This is a genomic window from Enterobacter sp. HSTU-ASh6 (assembly GCF_026319105.1).
Taxonomy (GTDB): Bacteria; Pseudomonadota; Gammaproteobacteria; order Enterobacterales; family Enterobacteriaceae; genus Enterobacter; species Enterobacter sichuanensis.
Window position 1 is genome coordinate 50,929 of the sequence record NZ_WSPD01000017.1, and the last position, 18,493, is coordinate 69,421.

The window sequence follows — 18,493 nt, forward strand, 5'->3', positions numbered from 1 at the left end:
GGCCTTTTTTCTTTGCGCTCCCAGGCAAACCCGCCGTAAAATCAATGATATCTCTCGCAAATAAAACCGAATACATGCTTGATTACGCCCATCGCCAGCACCGTTCCGATCAACGTCGCCTGCTTTTACTGGTGCTGCTGCTCATTGTCGCCGCAGGGATTAGCCTCTGCGCCGGTGACAGGTGGATAGGGCCTGAGAGCTGGTGGGGGCCAGACGGGCAACTCTTTGTCTGGCAAATTCGTCTGCCGCGCACCGTCGCGGTGATGCTGGTGGGGGCCGCGCTGGCGCTGGGCGGCACCATTATGCAGGCGTTATTTGATAACCCGCTGGCGGAACCGGGGCTGCTCGGCGTCTCGAACGGGGCTGGCGTGGGGCTGATTGCCGCAGTGATGCTGGGTGGGGGAGAACTCTCCGGGTGGAGTATTAGCCTGAGCGCCATTCTCGGCGCATTACTGATCACGGTCATCCTGCTTCGCTTCGCCAGGCGGCACTTATCAATCAGCCGTCTGCTGCTTGCCGGCGTGGCGCTCGGGATCATCTGCAGCGCGCTGATGACCTGGGCCGTCTACTTCTCAACCTCCTTTGACCTGCGACAGCTCATGTACTGGATGATGGGCGGCTTTGGCGGCGTTGACTGGCACCAGGGCTGGCTTATGGCGCTGCTGGTCCCGGTTATTGTGTGGGTTGCCCTGCAGGCGCAGCCGCTGAATATGCTCGCGCTGGGTGAAACCTCTGCCCGCCAGCTCGGTATGCCGATTGGGTTCTGGCGTAATGTGCTGGTCATTGCCATTGGCTGGCTGGTCGGCGTCAGCGTCGCCCTTGCGGGGGCAATTGGTTTTATTGGGCTGGTGATCCCGCACATGCTGCGCCTGTGTGGCCTCACTGACCATCGCACCTTGCTTCCGGCCTCGGCTGTTGCCGGGGCCGTCACGCTGCTGGTGGCCGATATCATCGCCCGGCTTGCCCTGACAGCCGCAGAGTTGCCCATTGGTGTGGTGACCGCCACGCTGGGCGCGCCGGTCTTTATCTGGCTACTATTAAAAGCTGGACGTTAAATCACGATAGCCGTAAGACAACCTGAGGGAATGCTATGCAGTCAGATATCCTGAATACTGAAGTGACCACCATTGATGGCGATAACACCACGCTGGAAGGCTACAAAGGCAACGTGTTGCTTATCGTCAACGTGGCATCCAAATGTGGCCTGACGCCGCAGTACGAACAGCTGGAGAACATTCAGAAGGCCTGGGAGAAGGACGGTTTCACCGTGCTGGGGTTCCCGTGCAACCAGTTCCTGGGCCAGGAGCCGGGCAGCGAAGAGGAGATCAAGACGTTTTGTAGCACCACCTATGGCGTCACGTTCCCGCTGTTCAGCAAAATTGATGTTAACGGTGAGCATCGTCATCCGCTGTACGCGAAGCTGATCGCTGCCGCACCGAAAGCCGTTGCGCCGGAAGGAAGCGGTTTTTATGAACGTATGGCCAGCAAAGGTCGCGCGCCGCTCTACCCGGATGACATTCTGTGGAACTTCGAAAAATTCCTGATTGATCGTGATGGCCAGGTGGTGCAACGTTTTTCACCGGATATGACGCCTGAGGATCCGATTGTGATGGAATCTATCAAGCTGGCGCTGGCGAAATAATGTCACTGCTGATGCAGCTCACGGACGTTGCCGAAAAGGGACGTCTGGCGCCGATAACCGGTGCCGTCAATGCGGGTGAAATTCTGCATCTTGTCGGGCCGAACGGCGCGGGGAAGAGCACGTTGCTGGCGCGGATGGCAGGCCTAGTCGGTGGTGAAGGGCAGGTAACGCTGCTGGGGCATCCCCTTACCGACTGGACGCCAGTCTCGCTGGCGCACCGGCGCAGTTACCTTGTGCAGCAGCAGACACCGCCCTTTGCGATGCCTGTCTGGCACTACCTGACGCTGCATTTGCATGATAAACACCATACGGCGCTGCTGACGGACGTGGCTGCCGCCCTGGGGCTGGAAGATAAACTGGCTCGTCATGCCAGCCAGCTTTCGGGCGGAGAGTGGCAGCGGGTGCGTCTGGCGGCCGCAATCGTGCAGATCCACCCGGCCGGTAATCCTCACGGGCGGCTGCTGCTGCTTGATGAACCGATGAGCGGTCTGGATGTGGCGCAGCAGGCGGCACTGGATACGCTGCTAAGCACCCTGAGCCGAAAAGGCATCGCCGTGGTAATGAGCAGTCATGACCTCAACCATACCCTGCGTCATGCCCACCGGGTATGGTTGCTGTCGAAGGGAAACCTGATCGCCAGCGGTACGCGGGATCAGGTTCTCACGCCACCTCATCTTGCCCGCGCGTACAATATGGCGTTCCGCAGGCTGGATATAGAGGGACATAAGATGCTGATTTCTACCGGGCAGGAGTAACCGTTTCTTGCCTGTTCACACACTTGCACGCTAAATTACGAAAAGAACAAAAAAAGCAGAGGATTCGTCTGAAATGCGATTCTGGTTTCTCCTGATGGCTGCACTCTTTCTTGCGGGATGCAGTAGCCATCGTGCTCCGCCGCCTAACCCACGGCTTTCAGATTCGATCACCGTCATTGCCAGCCTTAACGATCAGCTGAGTAACTGGCGCGGCACGCCTTATCGCTACGGCGGCATGAGCCGTGGCGGGGTGGATTGTTCCGGCTTTGTGCTGATGACGTTTCGCGATAAGTTTGATTTACAGCTGCCGCGCGAAACGCGTAAACAGGCTGAAATCGGTACGGAAATTGATAAAGACGATCTTCTGCCGGGGGATCTGGTTTTCTTCAAAACCGGGTCGGGTGAAAGCGGTCTCCATGTGGGGATATATGATACAGACAATCAGTTTATTCACGCGTCGACCAGTCGCGGGGTGATGCGTTCTTCTCTGGATAATGTTTACTGGCGTAAAAGTTTTTGGCAGGCTCGACGTATTTAGTCGCCGCTGGACGCCTCTTATGACGGCAGGGTAACTAATAAATCATGCCGTTTTTTCTCAAATAAGATGATTAAAGTTAAATTTACCTAAAATTAGCTTAGCCCGCATGTGTCTGTTTTATCTAAAACTGGCTATTATTCTACAACCAGGATAAGATTATTTTAGATTCAGGGATAAATCTGAAAATTAATACGGAACTAATGAAATTAATCTTATTAAAATCAAGACAGTGGAATTGTGTCAGCAATTGCTCCAGGATGTCCTCTCTCATCTTTAATGCGGGGCGAGTGCAATGATTATTACGCTAGATAATGCTTACCAGTCTGAACTGTTGCTTCAGCCTGCCCGTAATAGCGCAGGTGAGCTTAAAGGTTTAGACATTGTGGTTAACTTTACTGGCGTCGGCAGCGAAGTGAGGATCCCTACTGAACTCGTTATCCCGCGGCTTTCCGAGGCGGAAGAGTTAGCGCTGTTTAACGAAAAACTGCAATTGCTTGATACCTGTAAACTGTTTTTTATTCAGCATCAGTTAATTGCATGGATCAATATTACACCTGTAATTGTTGAGTTTTTATTAAGTAATGGAAACGCTGTTTCAATTCTTGAGCGCTATCCGTTTCTTGAGTTTACTGTTAATGAGAATTATCCAGGTTTAAATAACGGAAAGGACGATCTGCAGCTGGCAAGAATGGCGATCCATTTCCCGCTGGTCCTGGCAAACTTTGGCGCAGGCGCAGCATCGCTCAAAGCGGTCTATGATGGATTATTCAAACGGGTTATTCTCGATAAAGGATTCATTCAGCAGCGTGCTCAGGAACTCTCCTTTGAGCCCTTTATGCGCGCTATCCTCTGGCAAATCACGCCGCACTGCCAGTCGGTGATCGTCTCGGGCATTGACGATCACGCCCTGTTGCAGCGCGTCCTGTCCTTCAATTTTGGTGCCATGCAGGGGGCGCTGTGGCCTGCCGTCTCTGCTGAACACGTCACCACGCTGGTTCAGCAGCGATAACCCTTGCTTTCGCCCGTGTTTAAGACCGGGTAAACCCTCTACACTAAAAGCAGGAGGACTTATGACCCTGTCTTTTACTGCTCACTGGCATGACGAGTTGCCTGGTTTTTACACCGCACTCAAACCTACACCGCTACAAAATTCCCGTCTCATCTGGCATAACGATCGGCTGGCAGACGAGCTGGCTATTCCACCAGCGCTGTTTCAGCGTTCAGACGGCGCTGGCGTCTGGGGCGGCGAAACGCTACTCCCCGGGATGCAACCCCTCGCTCAGGTCTACAGCGGGCATCAGTTTGGCGTCTGGGCGGGTCAACTGGGCGACGGCAGGGGGATCCTGCTCGGCGAACAACAGCTTCCCAACGGGGAGACGGTTGACTGGCACCTGAAAGGCGCAGGGCTGACTCCCTATTCACGCATGGGCGACGGGCGCGCGGTACTGCGTTCAACGATTCGTGAATGCCTGGCATCTGAAGCGATGCATGCGCTGGGTATTCCCACGACCCGTGCGCTGTCGATTGTCACCAGCGATACGCCGGTCGCGCGCGAAACGATGGAAAAAGGGGCCATGCTGATGCGCATTGCGCAAAGCCATCTGCGCTTCGGTCATTTTGAGCACTTTTACTATCGCCGCGAGCCGGACAAGGTTCGCCAGCTTGCGGATTTTGCCATCCGTCACCACTGGCCGCATTTGCAGGACGAGGCGGATAAATACGTTCTGTGGTTCAGGGATGTGGTGGCCCGCACGGCCACGATGATCGCACGCTGGCAAACGGTGGGCTTTGCCCATGGCGTTATGAATACGGACAACATGTCGATCCTCGGGCTGACCTTCGATTACGGTCCGTTTGGTTTCCTCGATGATTATCAGCCGGGGTATATCTGCAACCACTCCGACTACCAGGGGCGCTACAGCTTTGACAATCAACCGGCGGTGGGACTGTGGAATCTGCAGCGTCTTGCGCAATCCCTGTCACCGTTTATCGACGTCGATGCCCTCAATGATGCGCTCGATGGCTATCAGGAGACGTTGCTACGCGACTACGGCACGCTGATGCGCAACAAGCTGGGGCTGATGACCCAGGAGAAAGGCGATAACGATATCCTGAATGGCCTGTTTACGCTCATGGCGCGTGAGGGCAGCGATTATACCCGTACCTTCCGCATGCTGGGCCAGACGGAGCAGCACAGTCCTGCCTCGCCGCTGCGCGATGAATTTATCGACCGACAGGCGTTTGACGACTGGTTTACTCAGTACCGCACGCGGCTACAGCTGGAGCAGGTAGATGATGCTACACGCCAGACGCAGATGAACGCGGTGAACCCGGCGATGGTGTTGCGCAACTGGCTGGCGCAGCGGGCGATTGAGCAGGCAGAGCAGAGTGAATACGCTGAGTTACACCGTCTGCATGTGGCGTTGCGCACGCCGTTTGCCGACCGGGATGATGATTACGTCAGCCGCCCGCCTGACTGGGGCAAGCGGCTGGAGGTCAGCTGCTCTAGCTAGTCTTTTGCCGGGGGGCGCTACGCTACCCGGCCAGGACATCACTGAGCGACCCAACCGCCATCCATATTCCACGCTGCGCCACGAACGTTGACGGCGCTGTCGCTACATAAAAACAGCGTCAACTCGCCCAGCTGTTCCGGGGTAACAAACTCCCCGGAAGGCTGTTTCTCGCTCAGAAGCTGGTCCTGGGCCAGATCCGGCGCGACGCCCTGTGCAATACGTTTGTCGATCTGCTGTTGCACCAGCGGGGTCAGTACCCAACCGGGGCAGAGCGCATTTGCGGTAATACCGGTGCGGGCGGTTTCCAGCGCCAGCGACTTCGTAAAACCCACCACCCCGTGCTTGGCAGCAACGTAGGCTGACTTCTCTTTTGAGGCCACCAGGCCGTGAACGGAGGCGATATTAATGATGCGCCCCCAGTTTTTCTCCCGCATGGCAGGCAGCGCCAGCCGGCTGGTGTGGAACACAGCGGAAAGATTAATGGCGATAATGTCATTCCATTTTTCAACCGGAAACGCCTCAACCGGAGCCACATGCTGTATCCCGGCGTTATTGACCAGAATATCCACCCCGCCAAACTGCGTTTCGGCGTAGCGCATCATGGCTTCAATCTGCAGGACATCACGCAGGTCCGCATCGTGATAGCCCGGTTTTTTGCCCCGTTGCGCGATCTCTGCGCGCGCCGCTTCGCTGTCACCGAAACCGTTAAGAATTAATTGTGCCCCGGCTTTCGCCAGTACTCGGGCGATCCCCAGGCCAATGCCGCTGGTTGAGCCGGTCACCAGGGCGGTTTTACCGTTCAGATTCATCTTTTTCTCCTTACACAATGCCGGTCAGATAGAACACGGCAATGACAAAAAGCACTGCCAGACTTTTAATGATAGTGATAGCGAAAATGCCGCCGTAGGCCTGACGATGGCTCAGACCGGTGATCGCCAGCAAGGTGATCACCGCGCCGTTATGGGGAAGGGTATCCATCCCGCCGCTGGCCATGGAGGCCACGCGATGCAGTACCTCAAGGGGGATATTGGCCGCGTGGGCGGCGGCAACAAACGTGTCGGCCATGGCCGCGAGGGCAATGCTCATCCCGCCGGACGCCGAACCGGTGATCCCTGCGAGAACGGTCACGCTGATGGCCTCATTGAGTAACGGATTTGGAATGGCCGCCAGCGCGTGGGATAACACCAGAAAACCGGGCTGGGCGGCGATCACCGCGCCAAAACCGTATTCTGAGGCGGTATTCATCGCGGCCAGAATGGCCCCGCTGACCGCCGTGCGGCTGCCTTCCGCCAGACGTCCGCGGATATTGCGAAAGCCAAAAGCCAGCACCAGCACGATACCGGCGATCAGCGCCGCTTCCACGGCCCAGATGGCGGTGATCTTGCTTACCTCGATCACAATCGGCTTTGCCAGTCCGGGAAGGGTCAGCTCGTGGCTGGTGCCGTACCAGCCGGGGATCCAGCGGGTAAGCAGCAGATTGAGGATCCCTACCAGCAGCAGAGGAGAGAGGGCAATCAGCGGGTGAGGAAGGTTAATGTCGTCCGGCGTTTCCGGTTCATTTTTCAGATCCGTGCCGTACCCCTCGTTGTTCTGCAGCGCTTTGCGGCGCTGGCGCTCCAGCCAGAGCAGACCAAAACAGATAATAAACAGCGAACCAATCAGCCCCAGCCACGGCGCGGCCCAGGCGTTTGTGCCAAAAAAGCTGGTGGGGATAATGTTCTGGATCTGCGGCGTGCCGGGCAGGGCATCCATGGTAAACGAGAATGCCCCGAGCGCCACGGTGGCCGGGATCAGCCGTTTCGGGATGCCGCTCTGGCGGAACAGTTCGGCGGCAAAGGGGTAAACCGCAAACGCCACCACAAACAGCGAAACGCCACCGTAGGTTAACAGCGCACACACCAGGACAATCACCGGGATGGCGTGACGCCGCCCGAGGATCCGAATCGCTGCGGCGACGATAGCGCGCGAGAAGCCGGAGAGTTCAATCAGCTTGCCAAACACGGCACCCAGCAGGAACACCGGGAAGTAGAGCTTGACGAAGCCGACCATTTTTTCCATAAACAGCCCGGTAAACGTCGGGCCGACGGCGCCAGGATCGGTCAGCAGCACGGCGCCGAGCGCCGCAATCGGGGCAAACAAAATCACGCTGTATCCGCGATAGGCCGCCAGCATCAGCAGTGCCAGCGCCGCCAGGGCAATTAACACACTCATTACGACTCCTCACTTTAATTATTATTCGGGTACCAACGAGAGGCTTAACGCTCGACGGTCAGGGCGATGCCTTGTCCGCCGCCAATACACAGGGTGACGAGCCCTTTTTTAACGTCGCGGCGCTGCATTTCGTACAGCAGCGTCACGAGAATGCGGCAGCCGGAGGCGCCAATCGGATGACCAAGGGCAATCGCGCCGCCGTTTACATTCACCTTGCGCGCATCCCAGCCGAGCTGCTTGCCCACCGCCAGCGCCTGAGCGGCAAAGGCTTCATTGGCTTCAATGAGATCCACCTCATCGAGCGTCCAGCCCGCCCGCGCAAGCGCCGTCTGGCAGGCGCTCACCGGACCGATGCCCATCACCGACGGGTCAACCCCCGTCACGGCGTAACTCACAATGCGACCGAGGATCGGCAGTCCGCTCTGCCGCGCATTTTCTTCACTCATCAGCAGTACCGCAGCGGCACCGTCATTGAGCGTTGAGGCATTTCCCGCCGTGACTGTGCCTTCCTCGCGTAAAAATGCGGGGCGCAGTTGCGCAAGCTGCTCAGCGGTGGTCTCTGGTCGGGGCTGTTCATCACAACGAATAACCCGCGGTGGCTTTTTGCCCTCTTTCACCATGACCGGCGCTATCTCGGCGTCAAACCGACCGGACGCAATGGCGGCCGCCGCTTTTTGCTGCGACCGGGCGGCGAAATCGTCCTGCTGTTCGCGGGAAATACCGTACTGCCGGGCAACGTTTTCAGCGGTGATACCCATGTGGTAATCGTTGAATGCATCCCACAAACCATCGGTAATCATGCTGTCCTGCAGACCCGTATGGCCAAACCGCAAACCAGACCGCGCCCCGTCCAGCAGATAGGGGGCGTTGCTCATGCTCTCCTGACCGCCTGCGATAACTACCCCGGCGTCGCCGCTGCGGATCGCCTGCGCGGCGAGTTGCACCGCTTTCAGGCCCGCGCCGCACACCAGATTGACCGTTGTCGCTGGCGTGCTGACGGGTAACCCGGCGGCGATGGCCGTCTGACGCGCCGGGTTTTGTCCACATCCCGCCGTCAGCACCTGACCGAAAATCACGTCGTCAATCTTCCCTTTATCAAGACCGCTGTTCTCAAGCAGGTGACGTACCGCGACAGCCCCCAGCTCAACCGCAGAGAGGGAGGCGAGCGATCCGCGAAAACTGCCGACAGGGGTACGCGTTGCCCCGACAATCATGACCTGTTTCATCCGAAGCCCTCAGCTAAAGCGCATCTCGCGCACGTCGTCCGCCACAATGATTTTCCCTGCCGTTTTCGCCACGATCTCGTCAATACTGACGCCGGGGGCATACTCCCGCAGGATGAACGCGCCGTCCTCAATTTCCAGCAACGCAAGGTCGGTTAACACCCGACGGATGCAGCCCACGCCCGTGAGCGGCAGCGTGCAGCGCGGCAGCAGCTTTGACTCACCGCTTTTTGAGGCGTGGGTCATCACTACTATGATGTTCTGCGCCCCGGCGACGAGATCCATCGCGCCGCCCATCCCCTTCACCATTTTTCCGGGGATCATCCACGAGGCGATATTGCCTTCGACGTCAACCTCAAAGGCACCCAGCACGGTCAGGTCGACATGACCGCCGCGGATCATGGCAAACGACTGCGCTGAGTCAAAAATGGCGGCCCCTGTCCGTGCGGTGACGGTCTGTTTACCGGCGTTGATCATGTCGGCGTCGAGGCTCTGCTCATCGGGGAAGGCGCCCATCCCCAGCAGACCGTTTTCCGACTGGAGCATCACGTCCATCCCGGCGGGAATGTAGTTCGCCACCAGCGTCGGAATGCCGATCCCCAGGTTGACGTAGTAACCGTCGCGCAGCTCGCGGGCCACGCGCATGGCCATCTGTTCACGGGTCAACATCGTCACACTCCTTGCGCGCGCAGCGTGCGCTGCTCAATGCGTTTTTCAAACTGGCCGACAATCAGCCTGTCGACGTAAATGCCCGGGGTATGAATGGCCGACGGAGGCAGTTCACCTGGCGGAACAATCTCTTCCACCTCCACCACCGTTATCCGGCCCGCGGTTGCCATCAGCGGATTAAAGTTTTGCGCGGTATGGCGATAGATAACGTTGCCGTACCAGTCCGCCTTCCAGCCTTTGATGAGCGCGAAATCCCCGGTAATGGCCTCTTCGAGGATGTAATGTTTACCCGCAAACTGGCGCACCTCTTTGCCTGCAGCCACAGGCGTGCCATAGCCGGTCGCGGTGTAAAACGCGGGGATCCCGGCGCCGCCTGCGCGCACCTTTTCGGCCAGCGTCCCCTGCGGCGTGAGTTCCACCTCCAGCTCGCCGCTCAGCACCTGCTGCTCGAACAGCGCGTTTTCGCCGACGTAAGAGGCCACTACCTTGCGAACCTGCCGCGTCTCAAGCAGTATCCCGAGACCGAAGCCATCCACGCCGCAGTTGTTTGAGACCACCGTGAGACTCTGCACCTGCCGGCGTCTGACTTCGGCAATCAGGTTCTCCGGAATGCCGCACAGGCCGAAGCCGCCCGCCAGCAAGGTCATCCCGTCCGTCAGCCCATCCAGCGCCTGCGCATAGCTGCCGACGCGCTTATCCAGTCCTGCCATACTCATCCCTCCCGTTAACCGTGCCGGTATCATTAGGGGCGGCGACTCATTTGTTAATTTTGAATTTGTGACCCACTCATTTGGTTTTTTTATTAATTTCCTGTTAACTAAATTTTTTCAATTAGTTAACAAGGTGAAAAATGAGAATGAGTGTCAAACAGTTACGCGCGTTTTTAGCGGTAGCTCACACTCTGAATTTCGCACACGCCAGCGAACGGCTGAATCTCTCTCAGCCAGCCCTGAGCCTGACGATAAAAGGGCTGGAGGATGCGCTCGGTGGACCACTTTTACAGCGCAGCACGCGCAAGGTAGCTCTGACGCAGGAAGGGGAGACCTTTTTGCCGATGGCTCGGCAGCTGCTGGCGGACTGGGATAACGTTGAAGAGGCCATGCACCAGTGCTTTACCCTGCAGCGCGGTAAAATCTCGGTCGCGGCCATGCCGTCGTTTGCGGCGAATGTCTTACCCGAGGTGCTAAAAGCGTTTCGCGACCGCCACGCCGGGATCAACGTCACCGTGCATGATGTGATTAACGAGCAGGTGATAGAGATGGTCCGGGAAGGGCGCGTGGAGATGGGGATCGCATTCGAGCCTGCGCCAACGCACAACCTGCTGTTTACCCCGCTGGGCCTCGACCGGTTTATTGCCATTGTGCCGAAAGATTCTGCGCTTGCAGGCAAAAAGCGCCTGACATGGGACGCGCTGTTGACGATGGATTTCATTACCCTGCAGCGTCCCTCTGCGGTGCGTCTGATGATGGAAGAGGAGCTGGCGCGAAGCGGCAGAAAACTGGAGGTCGCCCTGGAGAGCCATCAACTGGTGACGGTTGGGCGCATGGTTGCCAGCGGGCTGGGCGGCAGTGCCGTACCGGCGCTGTGTGAGACCCAGATGGCCTCACTAGGCGCGGTGTGTATTCCGCTGGACAGCCCGCCCATTGAAAAGTGTATCGGGGTGATCCATCCCGGGCACACGCAGCTTTCTAAAGCAGCGCATGCCCTGCTGGAAACCCTGAAAGATTTTTATCAGCCGGGTCAGGGGGCGAGAAACACCTGCGGCGCGGCGTGAGCCGGGTGCCGGCCAACGTGGACCTGCGCGCCGTACCACTTTGCCAGCGCATTGGCCTGCAAAACGGTTTCCGGTTTCCCTTGGGAGACGATTTTTCCGCCGTGCAGCAGCAGGATGCGATCCGCCCACAGCGCCGCCAGATTAAGGTCATGCAGCACCACGCACACGTGCAGATGTCCCCGACGGGTCAGGGATTTCAGCAGGCGCAGCAGATGCTGCTGGTGGTAGAGATCCAGCGCAGACGTGGGTTCATCCAGAAACAGCCAGCCGCGTGGCGCACCGTCGCACCAGAGCTGAGCCAGCGCGCGGGCGAGCTGGATGCGCTGCTGCTCGCCGCCGGAGAGTGCGGCAAACTGCCTGCCCGCCAGCGGTAAACACCCGGTAACGGCCATCACCGCTTCTACTACCGAGGCTTCAGGCGAGCGGGTCCAGGGCGCGCGACCCATGCCGATTACTGCTTCAACCGGCCAGTCAAATCCAATCTGCGTGTTCTGGCGCATCACCGCCCGGTAGCGGGAGAGCGTCTCCGGCTGCCAGGCGGCGATCGGCGTGCCCGCCAGGCTGCATTGTCCGCCCGCCGGTTTAAGATAGCCGGTAAGCAGCCGCAATAGCGTGGATTTCCCGGCGCCGTTGGGGCCAATCAACGCCACCATCTCGCCCTGAGATAAGGTCAGCGACACGTCGTTAATCAGCGTCCGTTGCCCGACGCGAAAAACAAGGTTTTCGCCACAATAGCGTTCAGCCATGCGCGCCTCCACGACGAAAGATAAGCCACAGAAACCCCGGCGCGCCGAGAAGGCTGGTCAATAAGCCGACCGGCATTTCCGCCGGGGCGACCACGTTGCGCGCCAGCGTATCGGCAACCAGCAACAGCAACGCACCGGCCAGCACCGAACCAGGGAGTACGGCGCGGTGGTCGGCTCCCAGCCACATGCGCACCAGGTGCGGCACCACCAGACCGACAAAGCCGATAACGCCGCTGACCGCAACGGCGGCAGCCACCAGCAGGGCACTGCACAGCAGCAGGATCCGCTGCACGCGGGCGACGTCCACGCCGAGGTAGTGCGCCTCTTCGTCACCCAGTTGCAGCAAATTAAGGGCGCCTGCCAGACGCCAGATAACCAGCACGGTGGGTATCATCAGCGACGAGACGGCCAGCAGCGTCGACCACTGCGCCTGGCCGAGGCTGCCCATTCCCCAGAGCGAAAGCTGGCGAAGCTGGGCATCATTGCTGAGCCATGACAGCACGCCGACGGCCGCGCCGCACAGGGCGTTGATGGCAATACCTACCAGCAACAGGCGCGACAAAGAACCGTCACGTTGTCGGCTGAGGATAAAAATCACCAGGGTGGCGGCCAGCGCACCGAGAAACGCCGCCAGCATCGGGGCATACAGCATCACCAGGGCAGGCAGCGAGAGGGGAAGCACCACCCACAGCGCGACGGCAAGTGCCGCGCCGCTGCTGATGCCGAGCAGGCCCGGGTCTGCCAGCGGGTTGCGAAACAGCCCCTGCATCACGCAGCCCGCCACTGCCAGTGAACCGCCGATCGCCAGCGCCAGCAGCACGCGAGGCAGGCGGATCGTCAGCCAGATCTGACGTAGCGCCTCGTCTGTGCCGTTCCACAGCAGGCTGACCGGCAGGTGTAACGCCCCGACCCCGGTTGCCGCGAGGGTGATGATGACCAGGATCGCGGTCAGCATCCATAACGATAAGGTGATCCGCCGGGACATCAGGGCAGCTGCTCCGCTTTGCTGCGCAGCTGCTGGATGGCCTCAGGCGTTCGCAGGCTGAAGCCCAGCAGCGCCATATCGTCAATCGCCAGCACCTGCTTGTTTCGTCCTGCCGGGGTTTGCGCCAGGCCGGGCAGCGTCCACAGGTTCGCTTCACCGCCCAGGGCGGTGATTCCGTCCGAGGAAATCACCACCAGATCGGGCCGGCTGGCGATGATGCCTTCCTGAGACAGCGGCTGATAGCGGCTGAACCCCTGCATCGCGTTCTGCAGTCCCGCCGCGCGGATAGCGGCATCGGCGGCGGTCTGTTGTCCGGCAGCCATGGCGGTCATCCTGCCGTGGTTGAGAATAAACAGCACCCGCTTGTTGAGCGGCGATGCGGGAAGTGTCGACAGCGCCTGACGCAGCCTGTTGCGCAGGGCTTGCCCCTCGGCCTCGCGGTGCGTTGCTTCCGCCACGATCCGCACCTTTTCATCAATGACGCTCAGGTCGTTACTGGCGGGAATTTCGATCACCCTGACGTGGCTTTGCTCAACCTGCTTTAGCGCCAGAGACGGCTGCGCCTGGGCGCTGGCCAGCACCAGCGTGGGGCGCAGGGATAAGATCCCTTCCGCGTTGAGCTGGCGCAGATAGCCCACGTCAGGGAGCGCATTCGCCGCCTGGGGCCACTGGCTGGTGCTGTCGCGCGCCACCAGCGAAGAAGCCGCACCGAGGGCGTAGACAATCTCAGTGACGTCGCCGCCGAGCGTGACGATTTTCTCCGGCGGCGCAGCAAACGCCAGCAGGGGCAGGGCGCCGATCAGGGCAAACCACCGTTTCATGCGGCCAGCCCTTTCGCCGTTAAGGCGTCAATCTGGCTGCGCCACCGGCTCTGCTCCGGTTCGCCTTCGGTACGCTGGCCGTACAGCTGGGCGATTTGCGTCCCGTCGGCGGCAAACAGCTCCAGGCTGGTGACATGCCCGTCTGCCGTTGGTTTGCGCGTGACCCACGTTTCCGCAATGGATCCTTCAAGCAGATGCAGGGTAAAGGTTGGGTTAAAGATGTTCAGCCAGCCTTGCATCGGCACCAGCTTTTCCACCGCGCCGGTGAAGATCTGCACGCAGCCGCGGTTGCCGACGAAGATCATGATGTCGTTCCCGTCCTGGCGGACCGTCTCCAGCAGCTGCGCCAGCGCGGTGTTCGCTACCCTGCAGGCCAGATCGTCCCCCACCAAGCGAAACGCCTGCTGGCGGCTGAGGTTATGGCGCTTGAGCAGGCTGAAGAACTGATGCACGTCGGTCATGGCGCGCCACTCGGCATCCACGCGCGCGGCTTCCGGCTGTTTAGCGTGGGCCGGGCGATCGGCCACCTGTAACCCCAGCGGGGGATTCTCGGCAAAGATAAAGCGGGTCAGCATGTCGCCCCAGGCGGAAACGTCGGTGTTCTCCGTGGCGTAGACCTTCAGCAGGGCATCGCCCTGGTGGTCGAAGAACTGAATGCTCTGCCGCTCGCCGCGGGCGGTGGCTTCGCTGATGTGAAATGCGCTTGCCCACTGGTTGAGGAACAGGCGCAGATCCAGCGCGCGCGGGTTAAGCACCAGCCCGGCGTGTCCGGTCAGGTGCTGGTTGGTGAAGCTCCCTTTCTGTTCATGTACGGCATAGTCGTTACGGCAGATACATTTGGTTTCGCCCACCGCTTCCAGCGCGCCCAGGATCTCGCGGATTTCACCGCGCAGTCGCCAGGCGTCGTGACCCACGCGGGCAAAGGCCAGCTCTGCTTCGCTGATGTGCATTAAGCCAGCGATATCGCGCGCGTACTTTTCCGGATTATCTTCTTTGAGCTCAAGCCAGCGTGTGTAGTGATTCATTGTCTTTTCCTTCTGAAGAGTGGCCCCGACGGGAATTACCACTGATAACTTACGAAAATCTTGCCGTTACGGCCGTCCTGCGGAATGCCCTGAGGTGACCAGTACGCTTTGTCAAAGGCGTTGCCCAGCACCAGCGTTGTGGTTACGCCTTTGAGCCGCTGCTGACCTTTGTAGCTCACGTAGAAATCGTTGACCGCATAGCCCGGCTGCTGGCTGTAGCTGCTGCTGATATGCGTTGAGCGATCGACAAAGGTGCCAATCCAGCCGACGGAGAAACCGCTTTGCGCCACCGGAATGTCCAGCTTGCTGGTCACGGTGTCCGGGTTGATGCTGGAGATGTATTCGCCCGTATCGGTGTCTTTCCCGCGCGTGCGGTTATAGGCCAGGTCAAGGTTGAAGAGGTCGGCCGAGTAGGTTGCCATCATGTCCCAGCCCCAGATTTTGGCGTTCGGGACGTTATAGGACATGGTGGTCGCGGCGGCAAAATCGACGGTGGTGGAGATGTAGTCTTTAGCTTTGGTGTCGAAATAGCTGGCTTTGAACTCCAGCGCATCGTTGGCGAGCAGCAGATCGTCAAAGCGCAGGCCAAAACCAAACTCCTGCGTTTCGTTGGTTTCCGGGCGCAGGTTCGGGTTTGGCACCCAGTAGTTGGTATAGAAGCGTCCGATGGAGAAGTGTTTGGCGTCGTTATACATCTCGCCCATGGTAGGCGCGCGGAACGCCTGCGCGTAAGAGCCAAACAGCATCAGCCAGTCGGTCGGGCTGATGGTTAACCCGGCGCGGGACGACCATTTATCGGCATCGACATCGTCGTAGCCATCGCTGCTGCCGCGGTAATTGTCATAGCGTGTGCCGCCAAGGAGGGTGACGGGAAGATCGCGAAGGGTAATTTCATCCTGCAGCCAGCCAGAGCTGAAATCGATCTTCGCTTCCGGGAAGCCGGTGGTGGCCCCGCCCGGGTGCTGCTCCTGACGGTAGTATTCCCCACCGTAGGTCAGCAGATGTGCCGCAAAGGTGTCGCTGAACAGGCGCGTGCGGTTTTCAACTTTGCCGCCTTTGGTGGTCTGCTGGCGAAACTCACCGCTGCTGTCGATATTCTGTGCGTTAATGCGCGCTTCGGACCAGTAAATTTTCGCGTCGGCGTTCAGCCAGTCGTTACCCGCCGGGGCAATGTTATAGCCCAGCTGCGCGTCACGCTGAATGGTGGAGCGATCGGTCATCGGGTTACTGCTGTCCGCCCCGGGAGTTTGCGGGTTTTTCGGCTCCCGGGCGGCGTTGTTATAGTAGCGCAGGGAGCCGCTCAGGGTCTGGGCCGGATCGATTTTCCAGCTGCCTTTCGCCAGCATGTTATTGATGGATTCGTCGTTAGGCGCCGTTGCACCGTCGCTCTGGCGGATATCTCCGCGATCGCGGCTGGACCAGGACACCAGCCCATCCAGCGTGTCTGTGCGGCCGTAGGCGCTGGCCCCCATGCCAAGGCTACGATCGCCCGTCGCGCCGGTACCAAACACGCGGTAACCGCTGCTTTTCCCCGGCTCCAGCAGATCCTTCGCATCGACGGTGTCATACGAAATCACGCCGCCCAGCGCGCCGCTGCCGTACAGCAGGGCCGACGGACCGCGAACCACTTCGATACGTTTAATCAGCGCCGGGTCGAGGAAAGTGCTGTTCAGGTGTCCGGTATCGGTTCCCTGCCGCACGCCGTCCACCAGCACCAGCACGCCGCGACGGTCATAGCCGCGCAGGTTCACATCCTGCCCGTTGGTACGCCCGGTGCCGTCCAGCGTCAGACCGGGGATGTTACGCAGCAGGTCGGCAGCCGAGCTGGCGGTCTGTTTCTCCGGGGCTCTGGCGTCAATCACGCTCACCATCATGGGGGCTTCAAAGGCGCTGCGGGCGTTACCCGTGGCGATCACGGTCATTTCATCGGTGGCGGCAAAGGCGATGTCCGGCAGGGCGCTGACGATCGCCAGCGCCAGAAGTGACGGGCGTAAAGATGCGGAAGGCAGGTGTGGCATAGCAACTCTCCATAAGCATTGAAAAGCGCTGGCTGCCTGGGTTTCACCTGGGTGGCTGGCGTCGTTTTTTGTGTTGTTTATTTCGTGAGGATCAGTTTTCCGGCATGGGTCTGGCGCAGAAGGTAGCGCTGGCCGTCATGCTCGATAATGACCCGTCCCTCATCGCCGAGCAGGGTTTTGCTGTCAATCCTGCGCTCGGTAGGGGCTGGCGCTGTGTGTGTTTTGGCTGGCGTTGCCGCGCTGTTATCCGTACGTGACATAATGTTTATAAATAACAATCAATGTAACAATGATAATCATTATCAATAAACTGCAAATTCACAGCAAGCGTTTTTGTGAAAAAAGGGTGAGGGGATCAACTTTGGGGGTGAAGTGCGGTTTGATGCCCTTACCCCGACCCTCTCCCACGGGGAGAGGGAGAAGGGCACAAATCGTAGGCCGGGTAAGCGCAGCGCCACCCGGCAGGATGTTAAAAGCGAGTGTCCACGGCGGCAGCCAGCTTCTCCAGCAGCAGTTCACTGTCTTCCCAGCCCAGGCACGGGTCGGTGATGGACTGCCCGTAAACCATCTGCTGTCCTGCAACGATCTTCTGCGTGCCTTCCTTGATGAAACTTTCGGCCATAATGCCGGCGATAGCGGTTGAACCGCTGCGGATCTGCTGGCAGATCTCATCGCACACATCCAACTGGCGGCGATGCTGTTTCTGGCAGTTGCCGTGGCTGAAATCCACCACCAGATGTTCCGGCAGGTCGAATTCGGCCAGCGACTCGCAGGCCGCCGCAATATCTTCTGCATGGTAATTGGGCTTCTTGCCGCCGCGCATGATGATATGGCCGTACGGGTTACCGCTGGTCTGATAGATGGTCATGTGGCCGCTCTTGTCCGGCGACAGGAACATGTGGCTGGCACGGGCTGCGCGGATGGCATCCACCGCGATACGGGTGTTGCCATCGGTACCGTTTTTAAAGCCCACCGGGCAGGAGAGGGCAGAAGCCATCTCGCGGTGGATTTGGCTCTCGGTGGTGCGCGCGCCAATGGCGCCCCAGCTGATCAGGTCAGCGATAAACTGCCCGGTCACCATATCGAGAAACTCGGTTGCCGTCGGCACGCCCAGCTCGTTGACCTGTAACAGCAGCTTACGCGCCAGCTCAATACCGTGATTCACACGATAGCTGCCGTTCAGGTCAGGGTCGGAAATCAGGCCTTTCCAGCCCACCACGGTGCGCGGTTTTTCAAAGTAGGTTCGCATCACGATCTCAAGGCGATGCTGGTACTTATCCCGCAGCCCCTGCAGCCGTTTGGCATAATCCATCGCCGCATCCAGATCGTGGATGGAGCACGGCCCAATCACCACCAGAAGACGCGGGTCTTCACCATTGAGGATTTTTTCAATGCGTCGACGGGAGGCCGTCACATGTTCCGCAACGGTGGCGGAAACGGGATGCCGCTGTGCCAGTTCAGCCGGCGTAACAAGGCTGTCAATGCGCGCAGTGCGGAGTTCATCGGTTTTATTCATGGAATGTCTCAGAAAATTTTTGCTTCATCGGCAGACTACCGGGAAGTGATGGGCATC

19 protein-coding genes are annotated in these 18,493 nt (G+C 59.2%); 7 read left to right on the forward strand and 12 right to left on the reverse strand.

Annotation, left to right across the window (positions count from 1 at the left end; all coding sequences use genetic code 11):
* Nucleotides 1–74: 74 nt before the first annotated feature.
* The 6 genes from btuC (at nt 75) to selO (ending at nt 5,448) form a co-directional block, all read left to right on the forward strand.
* Nucleotides 75–1,055: a vitamin B12 ABC transporter permease BtuC gene (gene btuC, locus GM298_RS18465; RefSeq protein ID WP_176472175.1), complete on the forward strand. Its 981-nt coding sequence runs from the start codon at nt 75–77 to the stop codon at nt 1,053–1,055.
* Nucleotides 1,056–1,090: 35 nt separating this feature from the next.
* Nucleotides 1,091–1,642, forward strand: coding sequence for a glutathione peroxidase (locus tag GM298_RS18470; RefSeq protein ID WP_266154994.1), 552 nt, complete (start codon nt 1,091–1,093; stop codon nt 1,640–1,642).
* Nucleotides 1,642–2,397: a vitamin B12 ABC transporter ATP-binding protein BtuD gene (gene btuD, locus GM298_RS18475; protein ID WP_025757338.1), complete on the forward strand. Its 756-nt coding sequence runs from the start codon at nt 1,642–1,644 to the stop codon at nt 2,395–2,397. The genes GM298_RS18470 and btuD overlap by 1 nt, the downstream gene beginning before the upstream one ends.
* 73 nt (nt 2,398–2,470) lie before the next feature.
* Nucleotides 2,471–2,935 (forward strand): NlpC/P60 family protein, encoded by a 465-nt coding sequence (locus GM298_RS18480; protein ID WP_025757337.1) that lies wholly within the window; start codon nt 2,471–2,473, stop codon nt 2,933–2,935.
* Nucleotides 2,936–3,227: 292 nt separating this feature from the next.
* The gene (locus GM298_RS18485; RefSeq protein ID WP_025757336.1) at nt 3,228–3,944 is read left to right on the forward strand and encodes an EAL domain-containing protein; all 717 of its coding nucleotides are present in this window, start codon (nt 3,228–3,230) and stop codon (nt 3,942–3,944) included.
* A gap of 61 nt (nt 3,945–4,005) precedes the next feature.
* Nucleotides 4,006–5,448, forward strand: a complete 1,443-nt coding sequence (selO, locus tag GM298_RS18490) for a protein adenylyltransferase SelO (protein WP_266154998.1) — start codon at nt 4,006–4,008, stop codon at nt 5,446–5,448.
* A 38-nt stretch (nt 5,449–5,486) separates the two neighbouring features.
* On the opposite strand, the gene GM298_RS18495 is transcribed toward selO, so the two are convergent.
* From GM298_RS18495 to GM298_RS18515, 5 genes are read right to left on the reverse strand one after another with little or no spacing between them, the layout of a single operon-like run.
* The gene (locus tag GM298_RS18495; protein ID WP_266155000.1) at nt 5,487–6,257 is read right to left on the reverse strand and encodes a 3-hydroxybutyrate dehydrogenase; all 771 of its coding nucleotides are present in this window, start codon (nt 6,255–6,257) and stop codon (nt 5,487–5,489) included.
* A gap of 10 nt (nt 6,258–6,267) precedes the next feature.
* Complete coding sequence (locus tag GM298_RS18500) at nt 6,268–7,659, reverse strand: GntP family permease (RefSeq protein ID WP_266155001.1); 1,392 nt, start codon at nt 7,657–7,659, stop codon at nt 6,268–6,270.
* 44 nt (nt 7,660–7,703) lie between these two features.
* The gene (locus GM298_RS18505) at nt 7,704–8,885 is read right to left on the reverse strand and encodes an acetyl-CoA C-acetyltransferase (RefSeq protein WP_266155003.1); all 1,182 of its coding nucleotides are present in this window, start codon (nt 8,883–8,885) and stop codon (nt 7,704–7,706) included.
* 9 nt (nt 8,886–8,894) lie between these two features.
* A complete protein-coding gene (locus tag GM298_RS18510) occupies nt 8,895–9,551 on the reverse strand; it encodes a CoA transferase subunit B (protein ID WP_095440830.1) in 657 nt (218 codons plus the stop codon).
* Between the two features lie 2 nt (nt 9,552–9,553).
* Entirely contained in the window at nt 9,554–10,261 is a 708-nt protein-coding gene (locus tag GM298_RS18515) for a CoA transferase subunit A (protein ID WP_266155005.1), read from the reverse strand.
* 140 nt (nt 10,262–10,401) lie between these two features.
* Between GM298_RS18515 and GM298_RS18520 the strand changes: the two genes are divergently transcribed.
* Entirely contained in the window at nt 10,402–11,325 is a 924-nt protein-coding gene (locus tag GM298_RS18520; protein WP_266155007.1) for a LysR family transcriptional regulator, read from the forward strand.
* Here GM298_RS18520 and GM298_RS18525 read toward each other — a convergent pair.
* The 7 genes from GM298_RS18525 to aroH all read right to left on the reverse strand — a co-directional run bounded on the left by GM298_RS18525 (nt 11,292) and on the right by aroH (nt 18,436).
* Nucleotides 11,292–12,071, reverse strand: a complete 780-nt coding sequence (locus tag GM298_RS18525; RefSeq protein ID WP_252087193.1) for a heme ABC transporter ATP-binding protein — start codon at nt 12,069–12,071, stop codon at nt 11,292–11,294. The two genes, GM298_RS18520 and GM298_RS18525, sit on opposite strands and share 34 nt — an antisense overlap.
* Nucleotides 12,064–13,056, reverse strand: a complete 993-nt coding sequence (locus tag GM298_RS18530) for a FecCD family ABC transporter permease (RefSeq protein ID WP_266155009.1) — start codon at nt 13,054–13,056, stop codon at nt 12,064–12,066. The genes GM298_RS18525 and GM298_RS18530 overlap by 8 nt, the downstream gene beginning before the upstream one ends.
* Nucleotides 13,056–13,877: a heme/hemin ABC transporter substrate-binding protein gene (locus GM298_RS18535; protein WP_266155011.1), complete on the reverse strand. Its 822-nt coding sequence runs from the start codon at nt 13,875–13,877 to the stop codon at nt 13,056–13,058. Before GM298_RS18535 ends, GM298_RS18530 begins: the two co-directional genes overlap by 1 nt.
* Nucleotides 13,874–14,902 (reverse strand): hemin-degrading factor, encoded by a 1,029-nt coding sequence (locus GM298_RS18540; RefSeq protein ID WP_266155013.1) that lies wholly within the window; start codon nt 14,900–14,902, stop codon nt 13,874–13,876. Before GM298_RS18540 ends, GM298_RS18535 begins: the two co-directional genes overlap by 4 nt.
* Nucleotides 14,903–14,937: 35 nt before the next feature.
* On the reverse strand, nt 14,938–16,920 hold the full coding sequence (locus tag GM298_RS18545; RefSeq protein WP_266155014.1) for a TonB-dependent hemoglobin/transferrin/lactoferrin family receptor: 1,983 nt from the start codon (nt 16,918–16,920) through the stop codon (nt 14,938–14,940).
* Between the two features lie 77 nt (nt 16,921–16,997).
* A complete protein-coding gene (gene hemP / locus GM298_RS18550) occupies nt 16,998–17,180 on the reverse strand; it encodes a hemin uptake protein HemP (protein ID WP_025757323.1) in 183 nt (60 codons plus the stop codon).
* Between the two features lie 209 nt (nt 17,181–17,389).
* Entirely contained in the window at nt 17,390–18,436 is a 1,047-nt protein-coding gene (aroH, locus tag GM298_RS18555) for a 3-deoxy-7-phosphoheptulonate synthase AroH (RefSeq protein ID WP_025757322.1), read from the reverse strand.
* Nucleotides 18,437–18,493: the final 57 nt, after the last annotated feature.

Coding starts and splice junctions, on each gene's coding strand:
- GM298_RS18535 (WP_266155011.1), bottom strand. CDS start 13,877: ATGAAACGGTGGTTTGCCCTGATCGGCGCCCTGCCCCTGCTGGCGTTT.
- btuD (WP_025757338.1), top strand. CDS start 1,642: ATGTCACTGCTGATGCAGCTCACGGACGTTGCCGAAAAGGGACGTCTG.
- GM298_RS18530 (WP_266155009.1), bottom strand. CDS start 13,056: ATGTCCCGGCGGATCACCTTATCGTTATGGATGCTGACCGCGATCCTG.
- GM298_RS18520 (WP_266155007.1), top strand. CDS start 10,402: ATGAGAATGAGTGTCAAACAGTTACGCGCGTTTTTAGCGGTAGCTCAC.
- aroH (WP_025757322.1), bottom strand. CDS start 18,436: ATGAATAAAACCGATGAACTCCGCACTGCGCGCATTGACAGCCTTGTT.
- GM298_RS18540 (WP_266155013.1), bottom strand. CDS start 14,902: ATGAATCACTACACACGCTGGCTTGAGCTCAAAGAAGATAATCCGGAA.
- GM298_RS18495 (WP_266155000.1), bottom strand. CDS start 6,257: ATGAATCTGAACGGTAAAACCGCCCTGGTGACCGGCTCAACCAGCGGC.
- GM298_RS18500 (WP_266155001.1), bottom strand. CDS start 7,659: ATGAGTGTGTTAATTGCCCTGGCGGCGCTGGCACTGCTGATGCTGGCG.
- hemP (WP_025757323.1), bottom strand. CDS start 17,180: ATGTCACGTACGGATAACAGCGCGGCAACGCCAGCCAAAACACACACA.
- btuC (WP_176472175.1), top strand. CDS start 75: ATGCTTGATTACGCCCATCGCCAGCACCGTTCCGATCAACGTCGCCTG.
- GM298_RS18510 (WP_095440830.1), bottom strand. CDS start 9,551: ATGTTGACCCGTGAACAGATGGCCATGCGCGTGGCCCGCGAGCTGCGC.
- GM298_RS18505 (WP_266155003.1), bottom strand. CDS start 8,885: ATGAAACAGGTCATGATTGTCGGGGCAACGCGTACCCCTGTCGGCAGT.
- GM298_RS18485 (WP_025757336.1), top strand. CDS start 3,228: ATGATTATTACGCTAGATAATGCTTACCAGTCTGAACTGTTGCTTCAG.
- selO (WP_266154998.1), top strand. CDS start 4,006: ATGACCCTGTCTTTTACTGCTCACTGGCATGACGAGTTGCCTGGTTTT.
- GM298_RS18515 (WP_266155005.1), bottom strand. CDS start 10,261: ATGGCAGGACTGGATAAGCGCGTCGGCAGCTATGCGCAGGCGCTGGAT.
- GM298_RS18470 (WP_266154994.1), top strand. CDS start 1,091: ATGCAGTCAGATATCCTGAATACTGAAGTGACCACCATTGATGGCGAT.
- GM298_RS18480 (WP_025757337.1), top strand. CDS start 2,471: ATGCGATTCTGGTTTCTCCTGATGGCTGCACTCTTTCTTGCGGGATGC.
- GM298_RS18545 (WP_266155014.1), bottom strand. CDS start 16,920: ATGCCACACCTGCCTTCCGCATCTTTACGCCCGTCACTTCTGGCGCTG.
- GM298_RS18525 (WP_252087193.1), bottom strand. CDS start 12,071: ATGGCTGAACGCTATTGTGGCGAAAACCTTGTTTTTCGCGTCGGGCAA.